The sequence below is a fragment of the Methylothermaceae bacteria B42 genome, assembly GCA_001566965.1.
GTDB lineage: Bacteria > Pseudomonadota > Gammaproteobacteria > Methylococcales > Methylothermaceae > Methylohalobius.
Window position 1 is genome coordinate 48,825 of sequence record LSNW01000011.1, and the last position, 24,650, is coordinate 73,474.

The following is a 24,650-nucleotide window of genomic DNA, read 5'->3' on the forward strand; positions in this document are numbered from 1 at the left end:
CAGGGCTAGGCTGATGGAGAAGGAGAAAAAGGCACCGTCTTTTCTTCCGTCAGGCATTGACAGAACAAGGCTTTCAGGTGCTGGTTGGTGTGCCTGGCATCGAACCGCCGGCATATTTTATTGCGGGCGTTTCTGCCCAAGCGATAACGTTTGCCAGTATCGGCAATCAAAGTCTTGAGTGCTTCTGTCAGCGCTTCAATGTCTTTTTCAGGCACCAGCAAACCGTCTTGGCCGTCCTCAATCAATTCTGGAATGCCGGAAATCTCACTGGAAACCACGGCCAATCCGCTGGCCATCGCTTCCATCAATACATTGGGGATGCCATCACGGTCGCCGTTGCCGAGCACTTGGCAGGGCAGGGCAAAGATATCCACCTCACGGTAGATGCCGGCCAGCGCTTCGTGAGGCATGGGGCCTTCTAGCGTAACGATATCGTGTAATTGCCACTGAGCAATCAACGCTTGAATTTTCTCGTAACTCTCGCTGCGCTCTCCCAGGATCCGGCAATGAAATTCAAAGCCTTGCCGTTTCAATTGCTGGCAGGCCTTAACCAAATAATGAAACCCCTTTTTCTCCACAAACCGACCCACCGCAAGAATTTTGACAATGTCTTTTTTCTTGCTGGGCGACAAGGGGGGATGGAATTGGCGCGTATCCAGGCCGTGGTAGACAAGGTGAACGTTTTGATGGCCCGCCAACGCCTTTAAATGTTTCAAATTCGCCCCGGTACAAGTCGTCACAAAGCGGGCCTGGCGTATCTTGATTTGGAGCAAGTTACCTGGATTCAATTCGGTTTGATAGATATCTTTGGCGTGGGCGGTAAAGCTGAAGGGCTTGCCGCTCAAACGGCTGGCAAACAAGGCAACTGTGGTGGCGCCATGGCAAAAATGGGAATGCAAGAGGCGGATAGCATCAGTCTCGACCACCTTCAAGGCGATAACGCCGGCTTGGAGAAATTCCTTGATAAATACCTTGCGCGGACCGCCCCAGGGAGATTTGCGGTAACGGAGGCTCCACCAAAGCGCTGTCGCCAAGGTGGCGGTGTAAGCCAAGGGCCGACGCCGGAGCAGTTTGAGATGGGCGCGGTGATAATTGGGCAGATTTTCTTTCAGCCACGGTAGAAGCGCGGTGTTGGACAGGGAAGTCATGGCTGGCAGGACGGTCAAAGGGGCGCGGATTTCCTCAACCGTTTGATGGATTTTGTCAGTATCGCCTTGCTTGATGGAAAACAGGCGCAAGTGCAAGCCCATATCTTCCAACAAGCGTATTTCGTTACTGATGAAGGTTTCCGACAGCCGGGGGAAGCCTTTTAAAATATAGGCAATTTCACCTTGCATGATAAGCTCCTTGCAGCGGTTGCGGGTATGGCGGCGTGACGGCCTTGCCTGCCAAAACCAAATCGAACAGATTTTTCAGAATGGCGAGATTGGGCGCCAGAGCGAAGTCGGTGTTTATGCGCGCTTTGCCGGCGGTGGCCAGTTTTCGTCGTAACTTTTCGTCCAGCAACAAGCTTTGCAAGGCATTGGCCAGTTGGCGGGGCTGGTCCGGCGCCACCAGCAGGCCGTTGACGCCGTCTTCCACCAGTTCCGGAATGCCGGAAACCGGCGTGGTCACCACCGGGATGCCCATGGCCATGGCTTCCATCAACACGTTGGGAATCCCGTCCCGGTCGCCGTCGGCGCTTATTTTGCAAGGCAAGGCGAAGATACTGGCTTGCCGGTACAGGTGGATGAGTTCCTGGTGAATCATCTGACCGCGTAACCTGACAGTTTCCCCTAAGCCAAGGGCGGCAATCCGTCTTTCCAACAATTGCTGTTCGGGGCCGTAGCCGACGATGGCACAGCGGAAACGAAAGCCTCTTTGCCCGAGAAGCGCGCAACTGTCGATCAAGGTATCGAAGCCTTTCTTTTCCCTGAGCCGTCCCACGCTCAGGATCAGAGGCTCTAAAGGTAAATCGACTTCAGAGACTTTTTCCGAAAGCCGTTGAAACCGCTGGCTGTCGAAACCATGGTAAACCCGGATGATCGGCGTGGGTGAGACGGTAATTTGGCGCAGATAGTTGCGATTGTATTCAGTGCAGGTCACCACAAAGCGGGCGGCGGCGACTTTCCTCTGCAACTGCGAAGGCGAGGATAAATAAATATCCTTGGCGTGGGCGGAAATACTGAAGCCAATACCTGTCAGCGCCTGAACCAGCTCCGCAACCGATGCTGGATCATTGGCAAAATGGGCGTGGATATGGATGATATTTTTGTGTTTTATCCAGTTTGCCAACTGGAGTGCCTGACGCAATAACCGCCAGCGCTCGGAAAGCTTGCCGTCATGGGCGCGCAATAGTTGGATGCTCTTGAATATTCCCCGGGGATTCTCCACCACTGCTTTAAGCAGGAATTTGAAACTTTGCCAAGGTCCTTGCTCCAGATAATAAACAGGCGCTGTCAATTGTTTGATTTCATCGTGGCATCTTGGGTCGGTGGGTTTTTGCAGCGAGGCGATTGCCAGGCTGTATCCATCGCGCTCCAAGGCGAGAATTTCTTGTAAGACAAAAGTTTCGGAAACTTTGGGAAAAGTCTTCAACAAATAGCAAATAGTCATGGGGTTTCCTGTTGCCGTTCGATTTATGCCTCAAACCATCAAGGGTTGAAGTGGTTAAGCGACTATTTGTTGATTCCTTTCAAACCTTGTGAAGTTCAAACCTTTTCAGCAGGGGTTAATGCGGCATGCGGCCGTCTATTATTTCGTTTTGTCTCTGCTTGAGCGCTAGACGGCCCGGGTTAGCAAGCATAATCCCCGCTATAAATCGTTTTTTTTACAGAGTGCGCTTTGTTTGTCGTCATGATTGCAATCTTTCATCTACGCTGTGGCGATTGATTTATGGCATGACATTAACGACAATGGTAAATGTAATCCAACGCGTACAGTCTCTTGGGGGCGCCTGCTCTTCCAGGGAACTGGAACACGGAAGAGTTGGGTTTTCTCAAGCAAGCGTTGGATACGTAGTTCACCAGAGGGTGAGCTTTTAATATTACCAATGGAATTCATCTTAAGGAGGTTTCAAGATGGGCAGAAAAATGATTTTCCGGGCTATGACTCTGGGCGTGGCCGCCACGGCATTAATGCTGGCTGGCTGTTCGAAACAGGGCGAGGAAGAAGCTAAGCAAGGCGCGCAGCAGCCGATGGAAAGCATCACTGAAGGTGCGCAACAAGCCGTGGAAGGGGTTAAAGAAGGCGCCGCTGACGTTGTCGAGGGTGTGAAAGAAAGTACTTCCGAAGCCGTGGAAGGGGTTAAAAAAGGCGCTGAATCCACCATGGGAGCCATGAAAGAGGGCATGCAAAGCACCATGGATAAAGTGAAGCAAGGCGTCGAAAGCGCGGCGGAAAGCGCCAAGGCCCGAATGGAAAGTGCTGAAGAAGCGGCAAAGTAAGCCGTTACTGGCTAGTAGTTAAAATGCCCGCCGGATGGCGGGCATTTTTATCTCAGCAAAAGAGGCTGTCTGTTCCCTTAATTCAAACCTAAATTCTGCAAATGCTTCGGCATTCGGTTGTCAAGTCAAGCCTTTATGCTACGTTGTCTGCACCAATTTTATGCTCGAAGTAGCGCTGCTACGCCTGCGCGAAAATGGGCTTGCCGTCTTGCCTGACACCCTCGGTGCTTGAATCACTTGCAAAATTTAGGTTGAAAAATCAACCCTGGGGCGTCAGCCTCCAGATATCCCGGTTGTATTCGGCAATGGTGCGGTCGGAAGAAAAGCGGCCGCTTTTGGCGGTGTTGAGAATGCTCGATTGCAGCCACCGGGGTTGGTCGAGGTACATTGCCGCCGCTTTTCGTTGGGCTTCGATATAGCTGCGGAAATCCGCCGCGGTCATCCACGGATCGAAGGGGCTTTCAATTGAGCCAATCACATCGTCGAAAATCCCTGGTTCAAAACGGTTGAAGTGGCCGTTTTTTAATAGTGCCATCACCCGCTTGAAATCTTCGTCATTATTAATAAAAGCTTCGGGGTGATAATCTCGGCGGGTTTGTTCCACCTGTTCGGCGGTCAGGCCGAACAAGAAGAAATTGTCTTCCCCTACTTCCTCCAGGATTTCGATATTGGCGCCGTCCAAGGTGCCGATGGTCAAGGCGCCGTTCATCATGAATTTCATATTACCGGTGCCGGAAGCTTCCTTGCCGGCAGTGGAAATCTGTTCGGACAGATCAGTGCCGGCGCAGATCACTTCCATGGCGGATACCCGGTAGTTGGGCAGAAACACCAAGCGTAACAAGCCTTCGGTGGCCGAATCACTATTGACTACCTGGGCGATGTTGTTGATGAGTTTGATGATTTTTTTCGCCATTTGGTAACCCGGGGCGGCCTTGCCGCCGATAATCACCGCCCGTGGGGTCCAGTTTTCAATATCGCCCCGCTTGATGCGGTCGTATAGATGGACAACATGGAGAGCGTTGAGGAGCTGGCGCTTGTATTCGTGGATTCTTTTGACCTGGACATCGAGCATGAAATTGGCAGGCAAAATCACCCCCGTTTCCTCAGCGACAAAGTCAATCAAGCGCTGCTTATTATGTTGCCGGACTTTCTGCCAGCGCTCTTGGAATTGGCCGTCGCTTGCCAGGGGCGCCAATTGTTGTAATTGCATCGTATCAGTGACCCAGCCTTCGCCGATGGTGGCGGTAATCAATTCGCTCAAGCCCGGGTTGCTCCAGGCGAGCCAACGGCGGGGGGTGATGCCGTTGGTTTTGTTGTTGAATTTGTGAGGCCACAGATCATAGAAATCACGAAATAGCCCTTCCCTGAGGAGCCTGGAATGCAGTTCTGCCACGCCATTGACGGAAAAGCTCCCGACAATGGCCAGATACGCCATTCTGACTTGCTTTTCGCCGCCTTCTTCAATCAAGGACATGCGCGCCAGCCGGTCCATGTCGCCAGGCCAGCGTTGATCTACTTCGGCAAGAAAGCGGGCGTTGATTTCGTAGATGATTTCCAGAATCCGCGGCAATAATTGTTCGAACAGCCGCACCGGCCATTTTTCCAATGCCTCGGGTAACAAAGTATGGTTGGTATAGGCCATGGTGCGGGAGGTGATGTTCCAGGCTTCGTCCCATGTCAAGCCGTGTTCGTCCATCAACAGCCGCATCAATTCGGCAACCGCGATGCTGGGGTGGGTGTCGTTGAGTTGGAAACAATTTTGCTCGGCAAATCTGGAAAAATCGTGACCGCGGGTCCAGACCCAGCGCCGCAGAACATCCTGCAGACTCGCCGAAGCCAGAAAATACTGCTGCCGCAAGCGCAGTTCCTTACCGTTTTCGCTGGCATCATTGGGATAGAGTACCAGGGAAATCTGTTCCGCCTTATTTTTGGCGGCCACCGCTTCCGGGTAATCCCCTTCGTTGAATTCGTCCAGGTCGAATTCATCGGTAGCCGTGGATTTCCACAAGCGGAGGGTATTGACCGTGTCATTTTTAAACCCAGGGACCGGCATATCGAAAGGCACCGCGAGGATATCGTGCGTATCCACCCAGCGAATCCGTGTGCTGCCATCGTCGGAAGCGACCTTCTCGGTGCGACCGCCGAAGCGAACCCGGACCGTCAATTCCGGGCGTTCCAGTTCCCAGGCATTGCCATTGCGCAGCCAGTGGTCCGGCTCCTCCACCTGGAAGCCATTTTCAATAAGCTGTCGGAACATGCCGTATTCGTAGCGCAGGCCGTAACCCATCACCGGTAATTGCAGACTGGCGCAGCTATCGAGAAAACAGGCGGCAAGCCGACCCAAGCCACCGTTGCCGAGACCAGCATCAGGCTCGATTTCTATCAATTCTTCCAAGTAGATGCCCAGATCGTACAAGCCTTCCGTCACCGAATCGGTGATGCCCAAGTTCAACATGGCATTTCCCAGCGCCCGCCCCAGCAAAAACTCCATGGACAAGTAGTAAGCTTGCTTGCAGCGGCTTTCGTCCACGGCATAGCGGGTATTTTTCCAGCGTTCCATCAGGCGGTCCCGGACGGTCAGCGCCAAGGAAGTGTAGGCGTAATGGGCGGACTTGCAGTTTTTGTCCCGGCCCAGGGAATAGTTGAAGTGGCGTTTATAATCGACTTTGATGTCTTTGGGAGACAACCCCAAGGGTGGTAAATCGGTGATGGATTCAGCAGGTTGGCTTTTGGCTAAGGGTTTAACAGGCATATTTATTTTCGTACATCAATTAAAACCTTCAATTGTAAGCGCCGGGGTGCTTTTTTGCCAAACTATTAGACGAAGAACTTTGTTGATAATTTCTTGACGAAAAAACAACGGTTGCGTATATTAATGCAACTTACTCTTGAGCGCCCGTAGCTCAGCTGGATAGAGTACCTGGCTACGAACCAGGTGGTCGGAGGTTCGAATCCTTCCGGGCGCGCCAGTAAGCAGGTTTCCATTCCCCTGTAGCTCAGCTGGTAGAGCAGGTGGCTGTTAACCACCGGGTCGGCGGTTCGAGTCCGTCCGGGGGAGCCAAATCAGATTAAAGGCTTAGCTTTCCTGAAGTTAAGCCTTTTCCTTTACTTGAGTGACTTGCCCTCTATCCGCGTTGCTTTGCAAGCAACGCTTAACCTATTTTGGTTTGATTGCTGCCCAGTAGGGTGTTTTACGCTTTTCCCGCCGATTATAAAGTCTGTCAGAACAGTATTCGCCAGACGCTGCAACTAGGGTTGCAACAAACGCCGCTGCAGCAAAGCTTGCAGATCCCGGCGGCCATCAGCAATCACAAGAATGTATAAGTTTTTATGGGAAATTTGGTAAATAATCCTGTAAGGCTTAAAGAATATTTCCCGATATTCTTTGATACCCAAGGATAGCAGCTCGCTTGGATAAGCGCCTCGCTGTGGGTTATCGGAAAGACTTGCAAAGGCGTCTTGGAACAGCGCCAGCACTTTGTCAGCTTTGCTGGGACTATCCTGCCGCCCGATGTAATTGTAAATATCCTGAAGGTCATAAACTGCATCATCTGTTAGCAGCACTGGAAAAGACATTAAAGGATTTATTATTTGCCGCGAAGCCGATTTATAACTTCAGAGACAGGCTGCACCTTTCCCTCTTCTATCTGCCGCCTGCCCAGCGCAAGCATTTTTAGCAAAGCCAACATTTCTTGTGTTTGCTCATAACTGTCGATGCCTTGTATTACCACCTTGGCTTCACCATTTTGGGTGATAATCAAAGGATCTTCTTGCCTAGCCTGGTTACGCACAATTTCAGCGGCATGTGCCTTAAGGTAGCTGATTGGTTTGATTTGTCGCGATAGCTTCATATCCAAGGCCCCTTAATAACATGACTAAATATAGACCGTTAACGGGTCTTGAGTCAAGATATCCTGGAGCAGGCATTTAACAAGATTCAGGTAGAGAAATGATTATGCTAACCTTAGCCCCTCAAACTGTCATCTAATTAAAGACTCAAGGGAGGGCTACGATGTTAAAGCGGCTTTATTTCTTCAAATGGAGCTTATTGTTGACGCTGATGTTGTCGATGGTGGTTTTATTGGCCGGTTGTCCCAAGGCTTTTCAAGGTAAGGAAGCCGCCTTGCCGCCGGGGATTACCGTTGGCGATACTTACTACACCCAATTTTCCCTGATGTTCGAAAAGAACCGCCATCGTACCACCAATTACCGGCGGGGCTTTTTGTTACCCATCAACGCCAAGGTTCAGCTGGTCAGTTTTGGGCGCAAGGGATTTGTCATTAAAGTGTTGCCTTCAGGGCCTGAAATTCAAATCGAGAATGTCCAAAAACACACCGGCGATACGCCCGAACAGGCGTTTCACAAAATTCTGGCCAAAACGCCGGTCAATATGAAGAAGTTCACCCGCTTGGAAAGGAAAAACATTATGGTTGGAAAAGTTACCAAGGGAATGCGCAAAGAGGCGGTAATCGCGGCCATCGGTTATCCGCCGATAACAGGCACGCCCAGTTTGGATATGGATGAATGGCGGTATTGGGCATCGCGATATGACACTTTCATCGTGCGCTTCAAAAACGGCAAGGTCGTCGCCGTCATCAATTAATAGTTTGTGAGCCGGAAAATGACGGAAAGTAATGTCGATGCGCTAATCGAAGAATTGAAAATGCTTTTGATCAAAGGCTTGCATCTGGAAGATATTTCACCCGAGGAAATCGATCCCGAAGCGCCTTTGTTTGGAGAAGGGTTGGGGCTCGATTCCATCGACGCCCTGGAAATCGGGGTCATGCTGGACCGCAATTACGGGATCAAAATCGTTTCCAACGATGAACGCAATCCCCAGATTTTTGCTTGCCTCAAATCCCTGGCCGAGTTCGTCGCCAGCAATCGCAGCAAATAACCATGCGCCAGGCAATCTTCGCCTCCCTCGCCGTGGTTTTACTGTTGGCCTACCCTTTTCTGATGCAATCCCTGGCCGAACGGGGATGGCATGGTTTTTTGCCCTGGTTGCTTGCCGGAATTTTGGGGTGGCGGGCTTTGCGTGTCCGTTCCAGGGCGGAAAGATGGTTGTGGGCGGGATTGTCCGTGGCGCTGGTGATTGGGGTGTTGTGGCTGGGGCCGGTCGTTACCAAGACCGTGCCCGGCGTTACTTTTTTACTACTGGCGTGGGTATTCGGCCGGACCTTGCGTTCCCTCCCTCCCTTGATTGAACGCATGGTGCGGTTGCAATTTAAAGACATTCCGCCCCACCTTTTGGCGTATACCCGCCGCTTGACCCAGATCTGGACGGTTTTCTTTGTTTTACTGGCCTTGCTGTCTTTCGCCTTGACCTGGCTGGCATCCGAGCAGGTCTGGACCTGGTTTCACGGCATTGGCATTTACCTTTTGATAGGGCTGCTGATGCTGGGGGAGTATCTGTACCGCCGCTGGCGCTTCCCGGACCTGGACCGGGCGCCGCCGCCCCATGAAACCTTGCGGGAAGTCATCAAGCATGGGAAAAGTTTATGGAAAAACTCTTGACACTTATTAAAACCGGGATCGGTTTTCTTTTGCTGTTTGCCCCTTTTTGCCAGGCCGGCCCCGATACCATTTACCGCCAGCTTCGCCTCAACCAACCCACCCAATACTTATATAAAGAATCCCGCCAGGTCAAGTTGCTAACCAACCCTTGGCAAGGGGATGGTTATATGCTGGCTTCCCCCGACGGGGTGATGATCAAGCTCCAGCTCAGCCCGCACCGGGTCATTATGGCGGCGACGCCCGATGAGTTATTGTATTTTGACAGCCGCAGCGGCGAACGGCGCCGGCTTTCGCTGCCTTCCAACTATTCCCAAGTCCAGGGCGTTTTGTTGCTGCGCCATTTGATGCAAAGCGACCTGGAAGCGGTCCAGCGCAATTACAAGATGACAGTCACCCAAAATGACGGACACTGGAAAATACAGCTATTTCCCTTGGATCCTGATGCCGCCCCGTTTAAAAAGGTCGTATTGGAAGAAAAGGACAAACAACGCGTCCTGACCCTGGAGGAAAAGGACGGAGATATCAGCCGGACGGCATTTGTCCTCGATCAAGAGGGCGCGGATTTACGTTTTACCATTGCCCGCCTGCTGCGGGAAGCCCGCGGGGAATGAAGCGGCAACTCACTATCCTGGCACTGCTGGGATTAATAATCGCGGCATTGGCCTGGCAACTGCGTTTCGAGTCCCGCTTGTCGGTATTCTTTCTGGGCGAAGTTGGCCCGGGCATGAAAATGGTGGAAAAATTGCAGCACCAGGTTTTTGCCCGCCGTTACTTGTTGGCGGTAGCGCCCAAAGAAAAGAGCGCCGCCGAAGCAGCCGGGCTGGTCAACCTGGGTCAAACCTTTTTACACCAGCTCGCCAAGCAGCCAGGCGTTGCCAAAGCCTGGCCCGCCTTTGCGCCGCCGGTTTCCATCAACCAGGTGATTCGCCGTTACGCCAGCCACGCCTGGCAGATCTATAGTCTCAACCCCGAGCGGGAGGCGCGGCGGCTGCTCTCAATCGATGCCTTGCCGCAACGGGCAGCGCTACTGAAACAATCGTTATTATCCCCGTTTGGCGATCTGATCCAGCAAATCGCCCCCCAGGACCCCCTGCTTTTGACCCTGGAGGCCTTTGCCGATTGGCGGGACAAGCTGCAAGACAATAGCAGAACCCTGGAAGATTTTTATCCCATTGTTTTGGAAAGCCAGGCCGCCGCTTTTGATTTCACTGCCCAGCGGGAGCTGCAAAAGGCCATCCGGCAACTATTCGATCAACTGGTACGGACGACCGGGGCTGAGTTGGAGCTTACCATGACCGGCGTGCCGGTCTTTGCCGTGGCCGCGCAAAGCAGGATTCAAGCCGACGTCAACCGGGTGACCTTGATTTCCAGCCTGGGCGTGATGCTAGTTTTTATCCTGTTGTTCCGTAATCTGAAAAGCTTGCTGGCCACCTTTCTGGTGCTGGTATTTGCCTTTGCCACCGGCGCGTTGGCCGTCCAGGTGAGTTTCGGCTATGTTCATGGCTTGACCCTGGCGTTGGGCGCCACCTTGATTGGCGTGTGCGTGGACTATCCCATTCATGTGATGGCCCATTGGCGCGGAGGGCAAACGGATGGCGAATCAATCGCCAACAGGTTGTGGCCGGCGCTGATCATGGGCGGCGGCACCACCGTGGTGGGTTATCTGGCGTTGGCGGCCACTGGCTATCCGGGCTTCCGCCAGATTGCGGTATTCGCCAGCGTGGGCATTGTCACCGCCTTGCTGATGACGCGCTATGGCTTGCCTGCTTTTCTGGGAAAAAACCGCAGCATTACCCCTTTGAAAGTCCCGGGCTTGACGGCTTGGCTTGCTCTTTGCCGGCGCTATCCGCTGGGACTTAAAGCGGCGGTGGTTGTACTGCTGGCGGGAGCGCTTCTGGTAATACCCAAGCTCCAGTGGCTGGATGACTTGGAGCGGCTGGCGGCTATTGATCCCAAGCTCAGGCAGCAGGACCACGCTATCCGCGCCCGCTTGGGCGGGATCGAACCGGGCCGGGCGGTCTTGATTGAAGGCCGTGACTTGGAAACCGCCCTGATCCGTGCGGAGGCAGCGACCCGGGTGTTGCGGCGCCTCAAGCAACAAAAATCGCTGCATGATTTCCATGGGATATATCCTCTGCTGGTGTCGAGGAAGTTGCAGGAAAAAAATGCCCGTATATATACGGGCCAACTTACCCCCGCTTTGGCGGAATACTGGCGCTGGGTCTTGTCGGAACAGGGCTTGGCCGCCGATGTTTTGGGGAATCTAACACCCAAACATAAGTCCTGGCTGGATAATGAAGCCGCGCTCCGGTCGGAAGTAGCCGAGTTTCTGGTGGGTCAGTGGGAAGAGACCGAAGAGGGCGTTCAACTCGCCTTCTGGCTCGGGCCGCATCAGCCCCAGGCGGTGCGGGAAGCATTGGCCGGGCTTGCCGGGGTTTCCTATTTCAGCCAGAGAGCGCAAATCAATGCCCTGGCGGAACGCTACCGGCAACGGGCGATTGTCGCCTTGAGCATGGGTTTGGGAGTGATTTTCGCCGGGCTTTGGTGGCGTTACCGCACCCCTGTCACCGCGCTGCGGGTATTGCTGCCGGCATTGACGGGCATGGTATTCATTCTGGCCGCCTTTGCCGTGTTGCAACTACCGGTCAGTTTCTTCCATTTGATTGCCGCGCTTCTGGCCATCGCCATTTGCGTCGATTACGGGATTTTCTATACCGAACGCCGGGGAGGCGATCCCGATGCCACTTTTCAGGCCATGGGTGCTTCCATGCTGACGACTTTGACCGCCTTTGCCGCCTTGGGGATGGCGCAGATGCCGGTTCTGAAAATGCTTTCCCTGGCGGTTGCTTGCGGCGTGGTTGCGGGATTTTTGTTGTGTCCGGTGATGATTCCTACAAAATCAAATTAAGGAGGGAGAGAGGTCATTCCCAATCTTCCTTTAGTTAGCATCAAGTCCGCCAGGGATGCTCCGGCAAATCCGTCACCCCAATGACTTTTACCCCGGCCAGGGCCACCTGCCGGTCATTTTCCACCGCGCTGCCGCTTACCCCGATGCCTCCCAGCAGCACCCCGTTTTCATCCACAATCGGCAGTCCACCGGGGAAGGTAATCAGCCCGCCGTTGGAATGTTCAATGCCGTATAAAGGCCCGCCGGGTTGAGACAGCTTGCCGATTTCTTCCGTGGGCATGCCGAACAGGCAAGCGGTTTCGGCTTTCTTGATAGCGATATCGGTGCTGCCAATCCAGGCATCGTCCATCCGCATGAAAGCTTTTAAGTCGGCGCCTGAATCCACTACGGCAATACACATTTTGGTATGGATTTTCTTGGCCTCTTCTATGGCGGCTTCAATGGCTCGATTGGCTTGAACGAAAGTCACATGCATGGCGATCTTCTTCTGGTGATGAATTGTTGAAATCCTAAGTTATCACAAAAAATTAAAAACATGGTGTGAGGCGATAAAGGTCAAGGGCTTTGGAGTACAGAGGCGTATTTTTCACGTTAGATAAATATATATTGCGCTTTATGTACGAATACATTTACAATCAAATTATATAATCCGGCCATTTTTTGTTGGTATTCATCAACAGTGATGCCCGGATTCAGAAAAATCAAAAAGAAAGCAGCTTCCGGAGTACTCGATGAAATTACCCGCCCGATTCATTGCCGTTTATCTATCTTGGCCACTGATTGGCATCGTTTGGCTCATTGTTACTTTGACTGGTATCAGCGCTTATGCCAATAGCCCAAATGGTACGCAATCCTCCCTTTCGCCAACGATTGCGGATTGGGCCAAGCTGGCGCGGATTGGTGGATTTGATGCCGATCCTGAGATGTCCGATCAAGAAGTGGCCGATTTAATGACCGTTCGCAAGAACGAGAATGTGTCGGTGCTCGAGGTGGATTCCGGCCTGAGTAATTACCTGAACGAGACCCAGTTCCAGATTCAGCTGAACTTTCTCACCAAGGTTGCGAACATGGCCCATGACCGCAACATGCGGGCGGTGGTTTATTATCCATCACTGGAAGTCACCACCCCCAACGGCGAAAACCTTGCCCATACCATGTATAAGGACCACCCCGACTGGATTCAAAAAGGCATCGACGGATCGCCCAATGTGTTCTACGGTTCCCAGGAGGTCTGGGTGGAACCGGGGATGGAGAGTGCCTGGATGTCTCCCAATACCGGCTACCGCGATTATTTCATTAATCGGATCAAACAGCTGGCGGTTTCTGGTTTGGATGGGGTATGGATTGACGTTCCTATATATCTGGGTACCGGGGCTTCCTGGGCTGCCACGGAGCCAGCGGCGGCAGCAGCGTTCAAGAATTGGAGTATTGCCCGTGGTTTGGGGGGTAGTAATGGACTGCCGGTTCCTACGAGCATCAATTGGGATGATCCGGCCTTCAGAGCATGGATTCAGTGGCGGCACGAAAACCTGGCTGAATTCCTGGAAGATGTTCGTAAAGCCGCTCACCAGGTTAATCCCAACTTCATGGTGGTGATCGAAAACTTCCCTACCGATTATATGGATGCTACCGAAGCCGGACTGGATGGCACTTACAGAGCTAGCAATACAAACTTTCTGCGGGTTTGGGAAATCGACAGCGTTTCCAATACCAAGGCCATGAAATGGGCCAGTGTCGATGAGTTCAGCAATAAAATTACTATGTACAAATGGGCGCGGGCGGTGGACCGGGAGAATCCCTCCTGGGCTTTTTCCTATGGCAGCCGCCCCCTGGATGCGGGCTTGACCATGGCGGCTTCCCTGGCCGTTGGCGTGGTGCCCTTTGAAGCGCAAACGCCGGAGATGACCCTGTCGGTGGATTCCGCCTTCCGCGCCAAGTGGTTCCAATTCATCAAGGAGCATCAAAACGCACTCTTGGGAACGCCGCGGGTAGCGGATGTGGGAATCTGGTACAGCTCGCCGACCCGCGATTTTCAGGATTTCAAGGCCGGTGGCGCTTACGGCATGTACGTGACCACCACCAATCCCAATAACGACCCTGATTGGTGGTCCACCGAACCGGGTGACAGCGCCCTGCCCAAACCCCATTTGGGGGGTTACCGGGGGGCGGCCCATGCCCTGATCAAGCTGCATGTTCCATTCAAGATCGTCGCCGATCCAGGCAATCCCGCTGGGGAACTGAATAATCTAAAAATTTTGTGGTTGCCGAGCGTGGCGGCCATTTCTGATGAAAAAGCGCAACTGATTAAAAACTTCGTCACCAACGGCGGGATCGTTTTTGCCACGGGCGAGCTTCCCGGCACTATGGATGAGATGGGAAATTCCCGCGGCGGCAGTATATTCCAGGATCTGTTTAACTTCGGCCCCCAGATACAAGAAAGCGTCAATTTTTATGGCAAGGGCGTGGCGGTCTATAATCCAACCGTTCGGGGATCGGATATGTTCGCCTCGGTCAGTGATCCGAACAAAGCCAACGACGATCTTAGCACCGTCGAACAACTGGTCAGAATTCACGTGCCTGACCGGCTGATCGTCAAAGGACCGGAAGGGATTCATGTGGAAGTAGGTCAGGCTTCCCAGAGCAAACATTACCTTTACGTGCTCAATTATTCCGGCTTGCAGTTGCCGCTGGTTTCTTCACCCAAGGATGTCACCTTCGATTACCGGGCCCCTGAAGGTTACAAGGTGTCGGCAGTATCCGTCACGGCGCCGGGCGGGGGACAATCAATCAGCGTTCCGGTACAACCTTCGGCCAAAAACTTTTATCGCTTTACCGTCAATGTTGACCAGTTTGCATTGGTCGAGCTCACCCAGGCAGCGCGCTCTCCGGATGCTGTTCCGCCCTCCGCCACGCTCAATTGGCTAACGCCTGAACGCAGGGAAGCGGCAGAGAGCGGATTGAACTTCATCCTCAATGCCATGAGGGATAGTAGTGCGCCGGAGCCAGCATCTTATGGCATTTTCACCAATTTGATAGATGATCCCGGTAATGTGGATATTTACCCCCACGGCCACCATATGACCGCCGAGCACATGGGGTTGATGCTGCGGGCATCCGCATGCATGGGCAGGGAAACCGCCTATCGCCAATCTTACAGGTTCGTTAATGAACTCATGGTGGATCCTCTTTACCACATCGTAAATTGGGCGATTGACCGCACTCGTCACAAGCCGCTGGTATTCTTTGATAATGTGTGGAAGAACAGTAACGCCCCGCTTGATGATTTCCGGGTAATTCGCGGTTTGCTGGAAGGCAAGAGCGTTTTCGATCTTCCAGAAACAGAAAAGCTCGCCGATACCTTGCTGACCGGTTTGTACTGGACCAGTGTTACGGACCGGGATCATAAAATCCAACTGGATTTTCCCGCCTATCCCAACGGCTTGATAGGCTATGCTTGGGACTGGGCAGGGACCACGGATTCATCTCTGAATCCGCCGGCCAAGGCCACGGGTATCGGCGTGTTGACTACCGACCCTGTTCCTACCGATTACAATGATTTATACATGCTGGGTCAGGCCGCTTTCTATCACCCGCGCTGGAAACCAGTGCTGGCTTCGGCCACCGACTTGTTGTTGAAATCTGAAGTACCCAGCGTGCCCGGATTGTTCTACAACGGATACAAGGCGGGCGCCAACTGGACCGGGGACTTTGAAAACCGCGATACCAATCAAGGAAAACACCTCAAGGTGATACAAACCTTGTGGATTGCCTTGCATTTGGCCCAGGCTGCGGATTTACCCACCAGCGTGCTGGATGAAAACCGGCGTTCAGCCGCGCGTGACGCGGCGCAAAGAAGCCTGGATTTCTTCAAGACTTATTACCTCAACAATGGCAAGATTCCTGAGTATCTGACCTTTAACGGAACCCAGGTGCCCAATTGTACCGGCGCCAATACCCCTAATGGATGCCTGATTGCCGATGAGGAAAATCTGGTCAATGGCGAGACGAGAATCTACGCGCAGTTGGCCCGTTTGGCATTGCTGCTGGGGGATCGTGGCTTTGCTGCTGATTTGATTGAAGGCAAAATCCTGACCGACAGAATCAGCGATCCGAACGACCCCCGCTATGGTTTGATTGGTGTTTCCACCGCGTCGGCCAATGATGCCGAAGCCTGGAATGTGTTGGAATCGGTGTTGACCTTATGTCTTGAAGCGCGGCAAGCACCGCCGGCAAGCAACCGGGCTCCAAACGCCCGTGATCAGTCGATTTCTCTTTTCCAAGGGCAAACAACTTCCATCACCTTGACTGCCACCGACCCTGACCAGGATCCATTGACCTTCCAAGTGGTAAGCCAGCCTGGTTCGGGAACTTTAAGCGGCAACGCGCCTAATTTGACCTATACGCCCGCGGCTAATTTTACGGGGGAAGATAGTTTCACCTTTAAAGCCAACGATGGGCGGCTGGACAGCAATGTGGCAACGATCCATTTGACGGTTGCCCCTGCCCCACCGGTAAATCAAGCGCCGGTAGCCAATAGCGACAGCTTTGGTACCAACGTGAATACCGCGCTGACATTCTCTGCGGCTGATCTAACAAGCAATGACACGGATCCTGATGGGGATCCCTTATTTGTCAGTCAGGTCAGCACGACGCCCGCGACGGTGGGGACATTGACGGATTTGTCAGGCGGCATTTATTCCTACACGCCGCCCCAGGACTTTACAGGTTCTGACACGCTGGCATACACCCTGTCTGATGGCAGAGGTGGCACAAGCACGGGACAAATCCAGATTACCGTGAGTGGGGGCGCGACTACCACTAGTACATACTTCCCAGCCTCAATTACTGTTACCCACGGGCATCACGATTGGGGCACGCTGGCGAGTTTCCGGGCTTCTGACGATGATACCTACGATATCGATTCGGAATCTGTCTCCGGAGATACCGTGGTTGACTGGTTTGCCAGCACTACTATTTCCGAGAGTGCGGGCAATATTCAAAAAATCAAAGTGATTTATCGAGGCCAATATTCCAGAAGGAACGTCAAGCAAAAGATCTATCTCTACAATTTCACCGCCAGTCAATGGGAGCTTGTCGATACTTCTACGGTGCATAACGAGGATGATTTGGAAGTGACCACCACAATCAATGCCGCCTTTTCCGATTACGTATCCCCGCAAAAGGAACTGAGAGTGCGGATCAAAGGGACGAGATCCAGCGGCTCGATGCAGGTATGGGCCAATTACCTCGGTTGGGAAATAACGTCCGGCGGCACCACCATGCCTGACCCTGGCCCAAGCAATCACAGCCCCACTATTGAAGCTGTACCGGATCAGACAAACCAGGTGGGTGACAGCATATCACTGCAAATTTCCGCCCGGGACAGTGATGGAGATAGTTTGACATTTACTGCCAATGGTTTGCCCACCGGTTTGACCATGGACAGTGCTAGCGGCCTGATTTCCGGGACTGTTTCTCAGACAGGTCAAAGCCCGGTTAATGTCACCGTGAATGATGGTAACGGAGGAGCGGCTACCATTTCCTTTAATTGGTCTGTGACGCAAAGCACGCCAGATCCGGGTAGTCCCATCACCATTAGCTTTGATTTTGAGTCTGATGCGCAAGGTTGGCAGCGAGATCCCGATGGCGAAGATACCGCCACCAAGGGCAAATGGCTCAGAACCAATCCCGCGCCCACTTTCTATCGGGGCCATTTAATTCAAAATGGCGATGCGGCCCAGGGCCGTTACGCCTTGATCACCCGCGGCAAGGCGGGCAAGAGAGTGGATAGCTATGATGTGGATGGGGGGATGACTTCCATTGTGTCGCCGGAAATAGATCTGACCGGGACTACCCAGGCCAGTATCCGTTTTTCCTACTACTTTGCCCATTTGGCGAATGCCAATGAGGAGGACTACCTCCATGTGGTGATTGTCGGGGGGAATGATTTTACCGCCGTTTTGGATATCCACGCTGACGGCACCCTCTCTGAGGGTAATTGGCAGACCCATACCGCAGATATCAGCAACTTTGCCGGACAAAAGATTTTTGTATTAATTGAAACCGCAGATGACGGATCACCTAGTGTCGTAGAGGCAGGAATCGATCAGGTCGTTATCACCACGCAATAATTTAAGTAAGGGGGGCAAAATAACCGGCTTGGCCCGCTTGTCAAAAATCACAAGTTCCTCCGCTTAGTCATACTTTATGCAAACTTGCCAAGGGGTTTTGTTCGAACCTGGATAACCGATTCCGTTACAATGTAGCGGTATTGGATGTAAAGGGGTATCGAGATTCATGGCAAGGCTTGTTTCTTTTTTATGTTTGTTCTTAACCGGTTGCGCTAACCGGACAATGCTGCCGGAAAGCCTTGCCGGGCAGTTGGATGCTCGAACCCGGCCCTTGATTTTCGATGTGCGGTCAGCGAAGGAATACCAAAGCGGTCATATTCCCGGCGCGGTGAATATTCCATTCTGGAATGTTGCCGGAAAGATGACACCGGAGTTAAAGCAGGCTTGCCGGGAAAAGTCCATTATAGTGACTTGTGAACACGGTCCCCGGGCGTATATTGCCGCTGCCGGTTTTAAAAGCCTTGGATGTAAGGATATAAAATTGTTGAAAGGCTACATGCTCGGCTGGCGCGCCAAAGGTTTACCCCTGGAGAAAAGCGGAGGGGAGTAATATGGCGCCCATGATGAAGCCGGTGGCTATTACCGCCTGGCAATGTCAATCGGTGGCGGGGGGAGGCAACGCGGCCTTGCTGAATGCGCTTCGTGAAAACCGGTGCCTATTGGCGCCGCCTGAATTTATTTCCCTGCCTTTTCCCACGGTGGTGGGCGAGGCGCCAGATCCCATGCCTGCAATCACTCCAGCGCTAAAAGATTTCGATTGCCGCAATGCCCGCTATGCACTGGCGGCCCTGGAAGCCAATGGTTTCCGGAGCGTAATCGCAAATGCCCGGGAACGTTACGGCGTCAGTCGGGTTGGCGTGGTGATGGGAACGAGTACTTCCGGTATCTATGATTCGGAACAAGCCTACATGCATTTCGTCCGATACGGGCGGATGCCGGAGGATTTCAATTTTCTCCGCCGTCATGCGGTGCAAGCCACCGCGGAATACCTGCAAAAAGAGCTGGCATTGGAAGGGCCGTGTTACGCGGTTTCCACTGCCTGTTCTTCCAGCGCCAAGGCGCTGGGATCGGCACAGCGGATGATTCAAACAGGGGTTTGCGATGCCGCGTTGGTGGCCGGCGTGGACACTTTATGCCGCCTGACGCTGCGGGGGTTTCACGCGCTTGATCTGGTCTCGCCCGACCCTTGTCGCCCCATGGATGCGGAGCGCTGCGGCATCAATATAGGCGAAGGCTCGGCCATGTTGTTATTGGAAAAAGCAAGCCATGGCAACAGAGACTTCCCGCACTTGCTGGCTGTGGGAGAATCGTCCGACGCCCATCACATGAGTACTCCGGATCCGGAAGGCACCGGGGCGGAGGCCGCCATGCGGCAATCCTTGGCGATGGCGAATATCGCTCCGGAAAGCATAGATTATGTCAATCTGCATGCCACGGCTACCCGGTTGAATGATCTGGCTGAAGCGAAAGCGATTCACCGCCTGTTTGGCGACCGGGTGCCTTGCAGTGGCATCAAGGGTTTGTTGGGACACACCTTGGGGGCCTCGGGGGCGGTGGAAGTTGTGGCCACCTTGGTTTCCATGCTGGCGGGTTTTTTGCCGGGCACCTATGGCCTGGAAACTCCCGATCCGGAGGTAAAACTGCAATTGTTGAGCAAACCCGAAAAGAATGATCGAGTGGCCTTTGCCCTTTGCAATGCCTTCGGTTTTGGCGGCAGTAACGCCAGCGTACTCTTGGCCCACAGCGGAATGGCATTGGAATTTCCATGAAAAATGCCGGAACTTCCCAAATGTTTTTAGCGGGTTGGGCCTGTTGCAGTTCAGATGAAACGCTGTCCTCAAGGTTGCGGTTCCCGGTTGCGCTGCCGGATAAGCGGCGGATCCCCGCATCGATAAGGCGGCGGACCAGCCAGGCGGTGCAGCTGGCGTTGTCCGCCGGTTTAATGGCGTGTGAAAATGCCGGCATGAATCCTGCGGATTTACCAGCTATCTTTGCCAGCGCGGGCAGCGAAATGCAGGTTACCGACCGGCTTTGTATCGAACTGGCCAAGCCCGATGGCTTGATTTCCCCGACCCAATTTCATAACTCGGTACACAATACCGCCGCCGGATACTGGAGTATCGCGACAGGCTGCCGGCAGCCTTCCACTTCCCTGGCGGCGGCAGAAGCCACCGTGGCTATGGCGTGGCTGGAGGCGTGGTGCCGCCTGCAAAGCGGTGTCCAGTCTTTGCTTGTGGTGTGTTACGAGGAAATTTGGCCTGAATATTTAGAACCTGGCGTGGGGCTATATCCGGCTGCCATGGCTTGGGTGTTGAGTGGCTCGCCAGAGAAGGCCAGGGCAACACTGGGCCGTCCCCATCCTTCAGGTGCGAAATTGGAAGGTGATGACGCCAAATCGGCCTGCGAGTGCCCGGCCTTGGCCGCGGCGCCTTTATTCAGGGCAGTGTCTCTGGGCAAAACAGGCGACGTGGCGTTGGGGGCAGGGTGGTCCATCCCATTGAAATTTCGTGGAGCCGACGAATGACACACCAACGTGAATACGATGTCATCATCGCCGGCGGCGGGCCCGCCGGCAGCACCGCCGCCACCTTGTTGGCCCAGTACGGACATCGCGTGTTGTTGCTGGAGAAAGGCCGCCATCCCCGCTTTCATATTGGCGAATCCATGTTGCCTTACAGCGAGCCAGTCATCCAAAGGCTGGGGCTGGACTGGAGCGAAGGCAATGTGTTTAAGTCCGGTGCTGTTTTTATTGATGAGGCATTGGGCAAACGCATGTTTTTCCAGCTCAGCGGGGGCAGGCGGGCCTATCAGGTGGATCGCAGCGAGTTTGACCGCAAGCTGTTTGAAAATGCGGCCAAGCACGGTGCCGAGACCCGGCAAAATTGCGCGGTGGAAAAAGTGGATTTTAGCGCCGATCAAGTGGTGGTAGATACTAGAAATGGGCGATTCCTGGGTCGTTACCTGGTGGATGCCACCGGCCGCAACGCCATGCTGGGACGGCGCCAGCGGGCGCTGGAAAAGGTCAAGACCCTTGGGAATTTCGCCCTGTACTCGCATTATGCTTCAGTCGAGGGACAACTGGCGGATCAACTATTCGAGACTGGCAATATCTGGATTTTGATGGTGGATGTGGGCTGGCTCTGGGTGATTCCCCTTGCCGGAAAGCGGGTGAGTATTGGCTTGGTTGTACGTGGCCGAAAGCCTGAAGGAGTAACTACAGAAAACCTGTTTCACCACTATGTCGGTCAATCCGCTTTGTTAAACCAGTTGCTGGAAGGCGCGGATCAATGTTGGCCAGTCAAATCGGAAGCCAATTTCAGTTTTCTCAATCGTGCCCGTTATGGCCCCCGGTTTATCAGTGTGGGGGATGCGGCGGGCTTCCTTGATCCGGTGTTTTCCTCCGGGGTCTTTCTGGCACTGACTGGCGCCGCCCGCGCTGCGGACCGGATTCATCAAGGCTTAGTGGAAGGCAAGGAAGGCGATCCCCGTCTTCATCAACCGGACGACCATGCCCACAAGCTGGGATTTAATACCATGTACACCTTCGTGGAGCGTTTTTACCAGTCCCGGCTTATCAAAAATGTGTTTTTTGAGGCCCATCGCGACGCTCATATCAAACAAGCCATCAGCGAGCTGTTGGCGGGGAATCTTTGGAGTGGCAATAATCCGTGGCAAGCCACCCTGCTCAAGGGCAGGTTCCGGCTGGATGAGGCGCAATGAACCCAGCGCCCATTCCCCGCCGGTGTGATGTCGCCATCATAGGGGCAGGACCTGCCGGAAGCAGCGCCGCTGCCTTGTTGGCCAAAGCGGGTATCGATACGGTGGTGCTGGAACGGGCCAGGCACCCGCGTCCCATGGTGGGAGAGAGCCTGATTCCGCACTTCTGGAAATATACCGATTTGACGGGCGCAAGCGCCAAAATTGAGCAGGAAGGCTTTATCGCCAAGGCGGGGGGGATTACAGTTTGGGAAGGGGGCATCCACCGCATCGCTTTTTCCGATTTTGGTTTTAAAAGGCCGGCGCTGCACGTGGAGCGGGACCGGTTTGATCATTTATTGTTGCAACATGCCCGCGAGTGCGGCGCGCAAATTTTTGAAGGAACCCCGGCCGTCAAGGTTAATCTCAGCGGAGATAACCCCCGAATTAGCTACCTGGACCGGCGCGGCTCAAGCCCGGTTCAAGGGGAGTTGTCCTGCCGCTATATGATTGACGCCAGCGGCGCTTCCACCCTGGTTGCCCGCCAGTCCCGCAGCAAACGCTTGGCAAAGGCAGAGCATCAATTCCTTTCCTTCTGGGGATATTTTGACAACGCCCGCTTTTTGGCCGCTGATGGCCGTAGCTACCCCTTTCAAGCGTTGACGAAAAAAGCGCCTGTCACTTTTGTGCTTTCCTACGAAGATGGTTGGATCTGGCATATTCCCTTGCGCCATAAAACCAGCGTGGGATTGGTGGTTTACCGGGGCAAGCTGGAAAACAAGAGTCCGCAAGAACGTTTGCGTTACTTTCACGAAATTTGCCGGAAAACACCGTATTTGCGGGAATTGTTACAAGAGGCTGCGTTTATTGGCGATTCCCTTGGTGGTCGCCCTGATTTTTCCTATCATGTGGAAGCGTTATGCCGGGAAAATGTTTATTGCATTGGCGATGCCGGGGGGTTTGTCGATCCCATTTTTTCCCACGGCGTATTGAATGCCTTTTACAGCGCTGCCGTGGCGGCCTTGGCCATTCAAGAATCCCTCAGGCATCGCTTCCGGCAACACCGCTGCGCCCAACTCTGCGAAGCCAAAATCCGTGAATTTTACAGTTTTTCCAGGGCGTTGGCTTTGGGGGATTTTGATGTCAATGGCGTGGAAATCAATCTTATCAAGCGTTTCATGCGTTCGGTGCCCAAACCAGAGCTGGAACTTATGCTGGCCGCTTCTCACATGACCCATCGCAGCAAAAACTTCAGGGCCATGCTTGCAGCAGCCGGCCTCGATGAGCTGACAGCGGGCATTGTGGATAGGGCCCGGATACTGGAGAATTTGATCATCTAACATCAACCTGACAAGACCGAGGTGGCTTTGGATGGAGAAAGAACAATTGAAAAAAATCATCTTGGCGGTAGCGGAGGAGATCGCCGCCCACGAACAAGAGCTTACCCAACTGGACCAGGCAACCGGAGACGGCGATTTTGGCAGTAACATCAAGCGAGGCGTGTTGGCGATTGCCGATGCTGCGGATGAAATCGCCAGCCAGCCCTTTCCCGCCGCCATGCAGAAAATGGGCATGCTGCTGGTGACGACCGTGGGCGGATCTTCCGGCCCGTTGTATGGTTCATTGCTGATGGCCATGGGCAAGGCCGCCGACAAGGCGCCGGAAAGTGCAGCGGAATTGGCAAAAATCTTTGCCGCCGGTATTGATTCCGTCAAGGCCCGGGGCAAAGCCGACGTGGGGCAAAAAACCATGTTGGATGTGTTGGTGCCGGTACTGGAGACCCTCCAGCAGGGGGGAGAAAACTTGATCGAGCGCGTCCTTCAAACGGCTGATGAAGCCTTGGAGAAAACCAAATCCATGCGCGCCACCAAGGGGCGGGCGGCTTCCTTGGGGGATCGTTCCATCGGTCATTGGGATCCGGGGGCCCGGGCTTCCCAATTGGCGATCAAGAAGATTTGTGAGGTTCTGGAGGGCCAGGCATGAAAAAGATTATCAATCAGCCTGAAAACGTGCTTAAGGAAGCCTTGGCCGGTTTTGCCCGCGCCCACAGTGACTTGATTGTTTATGACGAGGCTGGCAAATTTGTCCGGCGCAAGAATCCCCCCAAAGCCGGCAAAGTGGCGCTCGTCAGCGGCGGGGGCTCCGGTCACGAGCCCATGCACATCGGCTTTGTGGGTGAAGGGATGCTGGATGCTGCCTGCCCCGGGGAAGTGTTTACCTCGCCCACGCCGGATCAAATGATGGCTGCGGCCGAAGCGGTGGATGGCGGCGCCGGCGTGTTATATATTGTCAAAAATTATTCCGGGGATGTCATGAACTTCGAAATGGCGGCGGAGATGACTTCGGCGACTACGGAAACCGTTCTGATTACCGACGACGTGGCGGTGTTCGATTCCACTCACACCCATGGCCGCCGGGGCGTGGCGGGCACGGTGGTGGTGGAGAAGATAGTCGGCGCGGCGGCGGAAAGGGGCGATGATTTGGCCGCGTGCAAGGCGCTAGCGGAGAAAGTCAACGCCGCCACCGGGTCCATGGCCGTCGCCTTGTCCAGTTGCACCGTACCGGCGGCCGGCACACCGACTTTCAGCCTGGCTGAAAACGAATTCGAATTGGGGGTTGGCATTCACGGCGAACCGGGGCGGGAAAGGGTTCAGGCCATGTCCGCCAATGAAATCGCCAGCAAATTAATTGACGCCATCTGCCAGGACCTCAAGCCTCGGGCGGGCGAGCCCTTGTTGCTCTTATGCAATGGCCTGGGTGGCACACCTTTGATGGAGCTGTATATTTTATTCTATGCCGCCGCACAGGAACTGGAAACGCGGGGGTTAACCCTGAGCCGGTCCCTGGTGGGCAATTACTGTACATCGTTGGAAATGGCGGGCGCTTCCCTGACCCTCACCCGACTGGATGAAGAGACCAAAGCTCTCTGGGATGCGCCCATAGTAACGCCTAGCTTGCGTTGGGGGAAATGAA

20 protein-coding genes and 2 tRNA genes are annotated in these 24,650 nt (G+C 53.8%); 16 read left to right on the forward strand and 6 right to left on the reverse strand.

What is annotated here, in order from left to right:
- Nucleotides 1-5 precede the first annotated feature (5 nt).
- Together AXA67_05925 and AXA67_05930 are read right to left on the reverse strand one after the other, a co-directional pair.
- Complete coding sequence (locus AXA67_05925) at nt 6-1,337, reverse strand: hypothetical protein (GenBank protein ID KXJ41394.1); 1,332 nt, start codon at nt 1,335-1,337, stop codon at nt 6-8.
- Nucleotides 1,327-2,595 (reverse strand): hypothetical protein, encoded by a 1,269-nt coding sequence (locus AXA67_05930; protein ID KXJ41395.1) that lies wholly within the window; start codon nt 2,593-2,595, stop codon nt 1,327-1,329. The genes AXA67_05925 and AXA67_05930 overlap by 11 nt, the downstream gene beginning before the upstream one ends.
- 464 nt (nt 2,596-3,059) lie before the next feature.
- Between AXA67_05930 and AXA67_05935 the strand changes: the two genes are divergently transcribed.
- Nucleotides 3,060-3,425, forward strand: coding sequence for a hypothetical protein (locus AXA67_05935; protein ID KXJ41396.1), 366 nt, complete (start codon nt 3,060-3,062; stop codon nt 3,423-3,425).
- 259 nt (nt 3,426-3,684) lie between these two features.
- Here AXA67_05935 and AXA67_05940 read toward each other — a convergent pair whose 3' ends face one another.
- A complete protein-coding gene (locus tag AXA67_05940) occupies nt 3,685-6,177 on the reverse strand; it encodes a glycogen phosphorylase (GenBank protein KXJ41397.1) in 2,493 nt (830 codons plus the stop codon).
- A gap of 140 nt (nt 6,178-6,317) precedes the next feature.
- Here AXA67_05940 and AXA67_05945 point away from each other — a divergent pair.
- Both AXA67_05945 and AXA67_05950 read left to right on the forward strand, forming a co-directional pair.
- Nucleotides 6,318-6,394, forward strand: a tRNA-Arg gene (locus AXA67_05945).
- A 16-nt stretch (nt 6,395-6,410) separates the two neighbouring features.
- Nucleotides 6,411-6,486, forward strand: a tRNA-Asn gene (locus AXA67_05950).
- 188 nt (nt 6,487-6,674) lie between these two features.
- Here the strand turns inward: AXA67_05950 and AXA67_05955 are convergent.
- Together AXA67_05955 and AXA67_05960 are read right to left on the reverse strand one after the other, a co-directional pair.
- Complete coding sequence (locus AXA67_05955; GenBank protein KXJ41398.1) at nt 6,675-7,001, reverse strand: plasmid stabilization protein; 327 nt, start codon at nt 6,999-7,001, stop codon at nt 6,675-6,677.
- 11 nt (nt 7,002-7,012) lie between these two features.
- Nucleotides 7,013-7,276: an antitoxin, Phd family protein gene (locus AXA67_05960; GenBank protein KXJ41399.1), complete on the reverse strand. Its 264-nt coding sequence runs from the start codon at nt 7,274-7,276 to the stop codon at nt 7,013-7,015.
- Nucleotides 7,277-7,437: 161 nt separating this feature from the next.
- Between AXA67_05960 and AXA67_05965 the strand changes: the two genes are divergently transcribed.
- From AXA67_05965 to AXA67_05985, 5 genes are read left to right on the forward strand one after another with little or no spacing between them, the layout of a single operon-like run.
- Nucleotides 7,438-8,028, forward strand: a complete 591-nt coding sequence (locus AXA67_05965) for a hypothetical protein (GenBank protein ID KXJ41400.1) — start codon at nt 7,438-7,440, stop codon at nt 8,026-8,028.
- A gap of 18 nt (nt 8,029-8,046) precedes the next feature.
- A complete protein-coding gene (locus AXA67_05970; GenBank protein ID KXJ41401.1) occupies nt 8,047-8,322 on the forward strand; it encodes an acyl carrier protein in 276 nt (91 codons plus the stop codon).
- Between the two features lie 2 nt (nt 8,323-8,324).
- On the forward strand, nt 8,325-8,942 hold the full coding sequence (locus AXA67_05975; GenBank protein KXJ41402.1) for a hypothetical protein: 618 nt from the start codon (nt 8,325-8,327) through the stop codon (nt 8,940-8,942).
- The gene (locus tag AXA67_05980; protein ID KXJ41403.1) at nt 8,927-9,553 is read left to right on the forward strand and encodes a hypothetical protein; all 627 of its coding nucleotides are present in this window, start codon (nt 8,927-8,929) and stop codon (nt 9,551-9,553) included. The genes AXA67_05975 and AXA67_05980 overlap by 16 nt, the downstream gene beginning before the upstream one ends.
- Nucleotides 9,550-11,850 carry a hypothetical protein gene (locus AXA67_05985; protein KXJ41404.1) on the forward strand — a complete coding sequence of 767 codons (2,301 nt, stop codon included), beginning with the start codon at nt 9,550-9,552 and terminating at the stop codon, nt 11,848-11,850. Before AXA67_05980 ends, AXA67_05985 begins: the two co-directional genes overlap by 4 nt.
- 40 nt (nt 11,851-11,890) lie before the next feature.
- On the opposite strand, the gene AXA67_05990 is transcribed toward AXA67_05985, so the two are convergent.
- Complete coding sequence (locus AXA67_05990) at nt 11,891-12,325, reverse strand: glycolate utilization protein (GenBank protein ID KXJ41405.1); 435 nt, start codon at nt 12,323-12,325, stop codon at nt 11,891-11,893.
- Between the two features lie 256 nt (nt 12,326-12,581).
- On the opposite strand from AXA67_05990, the gene AXA67_05995 reads away from it, so the two are divergent.
- From AXA67_05995 to AXA67_06030, 8 genes are all read left to right on the forward strand, one after another.
- Nucleotides 12,582-17,981: a hypothetical protein gene (locus AXA67_05995; protein ID KXJ41406.1), complete on the forward strand. Its 5,400-nt coding sequence runs from the start codon at nt 12,582-12,584 to the stop codon at nt 17,979-17,981.
- Between the two features lie 166 nt (nt 17,982-18,147).
- A complete protein-coding gene (locus AXA67_06000) occupies nt 18,148-18,531 on the forward strand; it encodes a hypothetical protein (protein KXJ41407.1) in 384 nt (127 codons plus the stop codon).
- A gap of 1 nt (nt 18,532) precedes the next feature.
- Entirely contained in the window at nt 18,533-19,750 is a 1,218-nt protein-coding gene (locus tag AXA67_06005; GenBank protein ID KXJ41408.1) for a 3-ketoacyl-ACP synthase, read from the forward strand.
- Entirely contained in the window at nt 19,747-20,505 is a 759-nt protein-coding gene (locus AXA67_06010; protein KXJ41409.1) for a hypothetical protein, read from the forward strand. The genes AXA67_06005 and AXA67_06010 overlap by 4 nt, the downstream gene beginning before the upstream one ends.
- A complete protein-coding gene (locus tag AXA67_06015) occupies nt 20,502-21,701 on the forward strand; it encodes a pyridine nucleotide-disulfide oxidoreductase (GenBank protein ID KXJ41410.1) in 1,200 nt (399 codons plus the stop codon). Before AXA67_06010 ends, AXA67_06015 begins: the two co-directional genes overlap by 4 nt.
- Nucleotides 21,698-23,017 carry a monooxygenase gene (locus tag AXA67_06020; GenBank protein ID KXJ41411.1) on the forward strand — a complete coding sequence of 440 codons (1,320 nt, stop codon included), beginning with the start codon at nt 21,698-21,700 and terminating at the stop codon, nt 23,015-23,017. Before AXA67_06015 ends, AXA67_06020 begins: the two co-directional genes overlap by 4 nt.
- 31 nt (nt 23,018-23,048) lie before the next feature.
- A complete protein-coding gene (locus AXA67_06025) occupies nt 23,049-23,660 on the forward strand; it encodes a dihydroxyacetone kinase (GenBank protein ID KXJ41412.1) in 612 nt (203 codons plus the stop codon).
- The gene (locus AXA67_06030) at nt 23,657-24,649 is read left to right on the forward strand and encodes a dihydroxyacetone kinase (GenBank protein ID KXJ41413.1); all 993 of its coding nucleotides are present in this window, start codon (nt 23,657-23,659) and stop codon (nt 24,647-24,649) included. Before AXA67_06025 ends, AXA67_06030 begins: the two co-directional genes overlap by 4 nt.
- The last annotated feature ends 1 nt before the right edge of the window (nt 24,650 follow it).

What these genes read in the sequence shown, in the direction of transcription:
- AXA67_06015 (KXJ41410.1), top strand. Translation starts at nt 20,502, where the DNA reads ATGACACACCAACGTGAATACGATGTCATCATCGCCGGCGGCGGGCCC.
- AXA67_06020 (KXJ41411.1), top strand. Translation starts at nt 21,698, where the DNA reads ATGAACCCAGCGCCCATTCCCCGCCGGTGTGATGTCGCCATCATAGGG.
- AXA67_05930 (KXJ41395.1), bottom strand. Translation starts at nt 2,595, where the DNA reads ATGACTATTTGCTATTTGTTGAAGACTTTTCCCAAAGTTTCCGAAACT.
- AXA67_05975 (KXJ41402.1), top strand. Translation starts at nt 8,325, where the DNA reads ATGCGCCAGGCAATCTTCGCCTCCCTCGCCGTGGTTTTACTGTTGGCC.
- AXA67_05970 (KXJ41401.1), top strand. Translation starts at nt 8,047, where the DNA reads ATGACGGAAAGTAATGTCGATGCGCTAATCGAAGAATTGAAAATGCTT.
- AXA67_05985 (KXJ41404.1), top strand. Translation starts at nt 9,550, where the DNA reads ATGAAGCGGCAACTCACTATCCTGGCACTGCTGGGATTAATAATCGCG.
- AXA67_06030 (KXJ41413.1), top strand. Translation starts at nt 23,657, where the DNA reads ATGAAAAAGATTATCAATCAGCCTGAAAACGTGCTTAAGGAAGCCTTG.
- AXA67_05995 (KXJ41406.1), top strand. Translation starts at nt 12,582, where the DNA reads ATGAAATTACCCGCCCGATTCATTGCCGTTTATCTATCTTGGCCACTG.
- AXA67_06025 (KXJ41412.1), top strand. Translation starts at nt 23,049, where the DNA reads ATGGAGAAAGAACAATTGAAAAAAATCATCTTGGCGGTAGCGGAGGAG.
- AXA67_06000 (KXJ41407.1), top strand. Translation starts at nt 18,148, where the DNA reads ATGGCAAGGCTTGTTTCTTTTTTATGTTTGTTCTTAACCGGTTGCGCT.
- AXA67_05965 (KXJ41400.1), top strand. Translation starts at nt 7,438, where the DNA reads ATGTTAAAGCGGCTTTATTTCTTCAAATGGAGCTTATTGTTGACGCTG.
- AXA67_05990 (KXJ41405.1), bottom strand. Translation starts at nt 12,325, where the DNA reads ATGCATGTGACTTTCGTTCAAGCCAATCGAGCCATTGAAGCCGCCATA.
- AXA67_05960 (KXJ41399.1), bottom strand. Translation starts at nt 7,276, where the DNA reads ATGAAGCTATCGCGACAAATCAAACCAATCAGCTACCTTAAGGCACAT.
- AXA67_05955 (KXJ41398.1), bottom strand. Translation starts at nt 7,001, where the DNA reads ATGTCTTTTCCAGTGCTGCTAACAGATGATGCAGTTTATGACCTTCAG.
- AXA67_05925 (KXJ41394.1), bottom strand. Translation starts at nt 1,337, where the DNA reads ATGCAAGGTGAAATTGCCTATATTTTAAAAGGCTTCCCCCGGCTGTCG.
- AXA67_05935 (KXJ41396.1), top strand. Translation starts at nt 3,060, where the DNA reads ATGGGCAGAAAAATGATTTTCCGGGCTATGACTCTGGGCGTGGCCGCC.
- AXA67_06010 (KXJ41409.1), top strand. Translation starts at nt 19,747, where the DNA reads ATGAAAAATGCCGGAACTTCCCAAATGTTTTTAGCGGGTTGGGCCTGT.
- AXA67_05940 (KXJ41397.1), bottom strand. Translation starts at nt 6,177, where the DNA reads ATGCCTGTTAAACCCTTAGCCAAAAGCCAACCTGCTGAATCCATCACC.
- AXA67_06005 (KXJ41408.1), top strand. Translation starts at nt 18,533, where the DNA reads ATGGCGCCCATGATGAAGCCGGTGGCTATTACCGCCTGGCAATGTCAA.
- AXA67_05980 (KXJ41403.1), top strand. Translation starts at nt 8,927, where the DNA reads ATGGAAAAACTCTTGACACTTATTAAAACCGGGATCGGTTTTCTTTTG.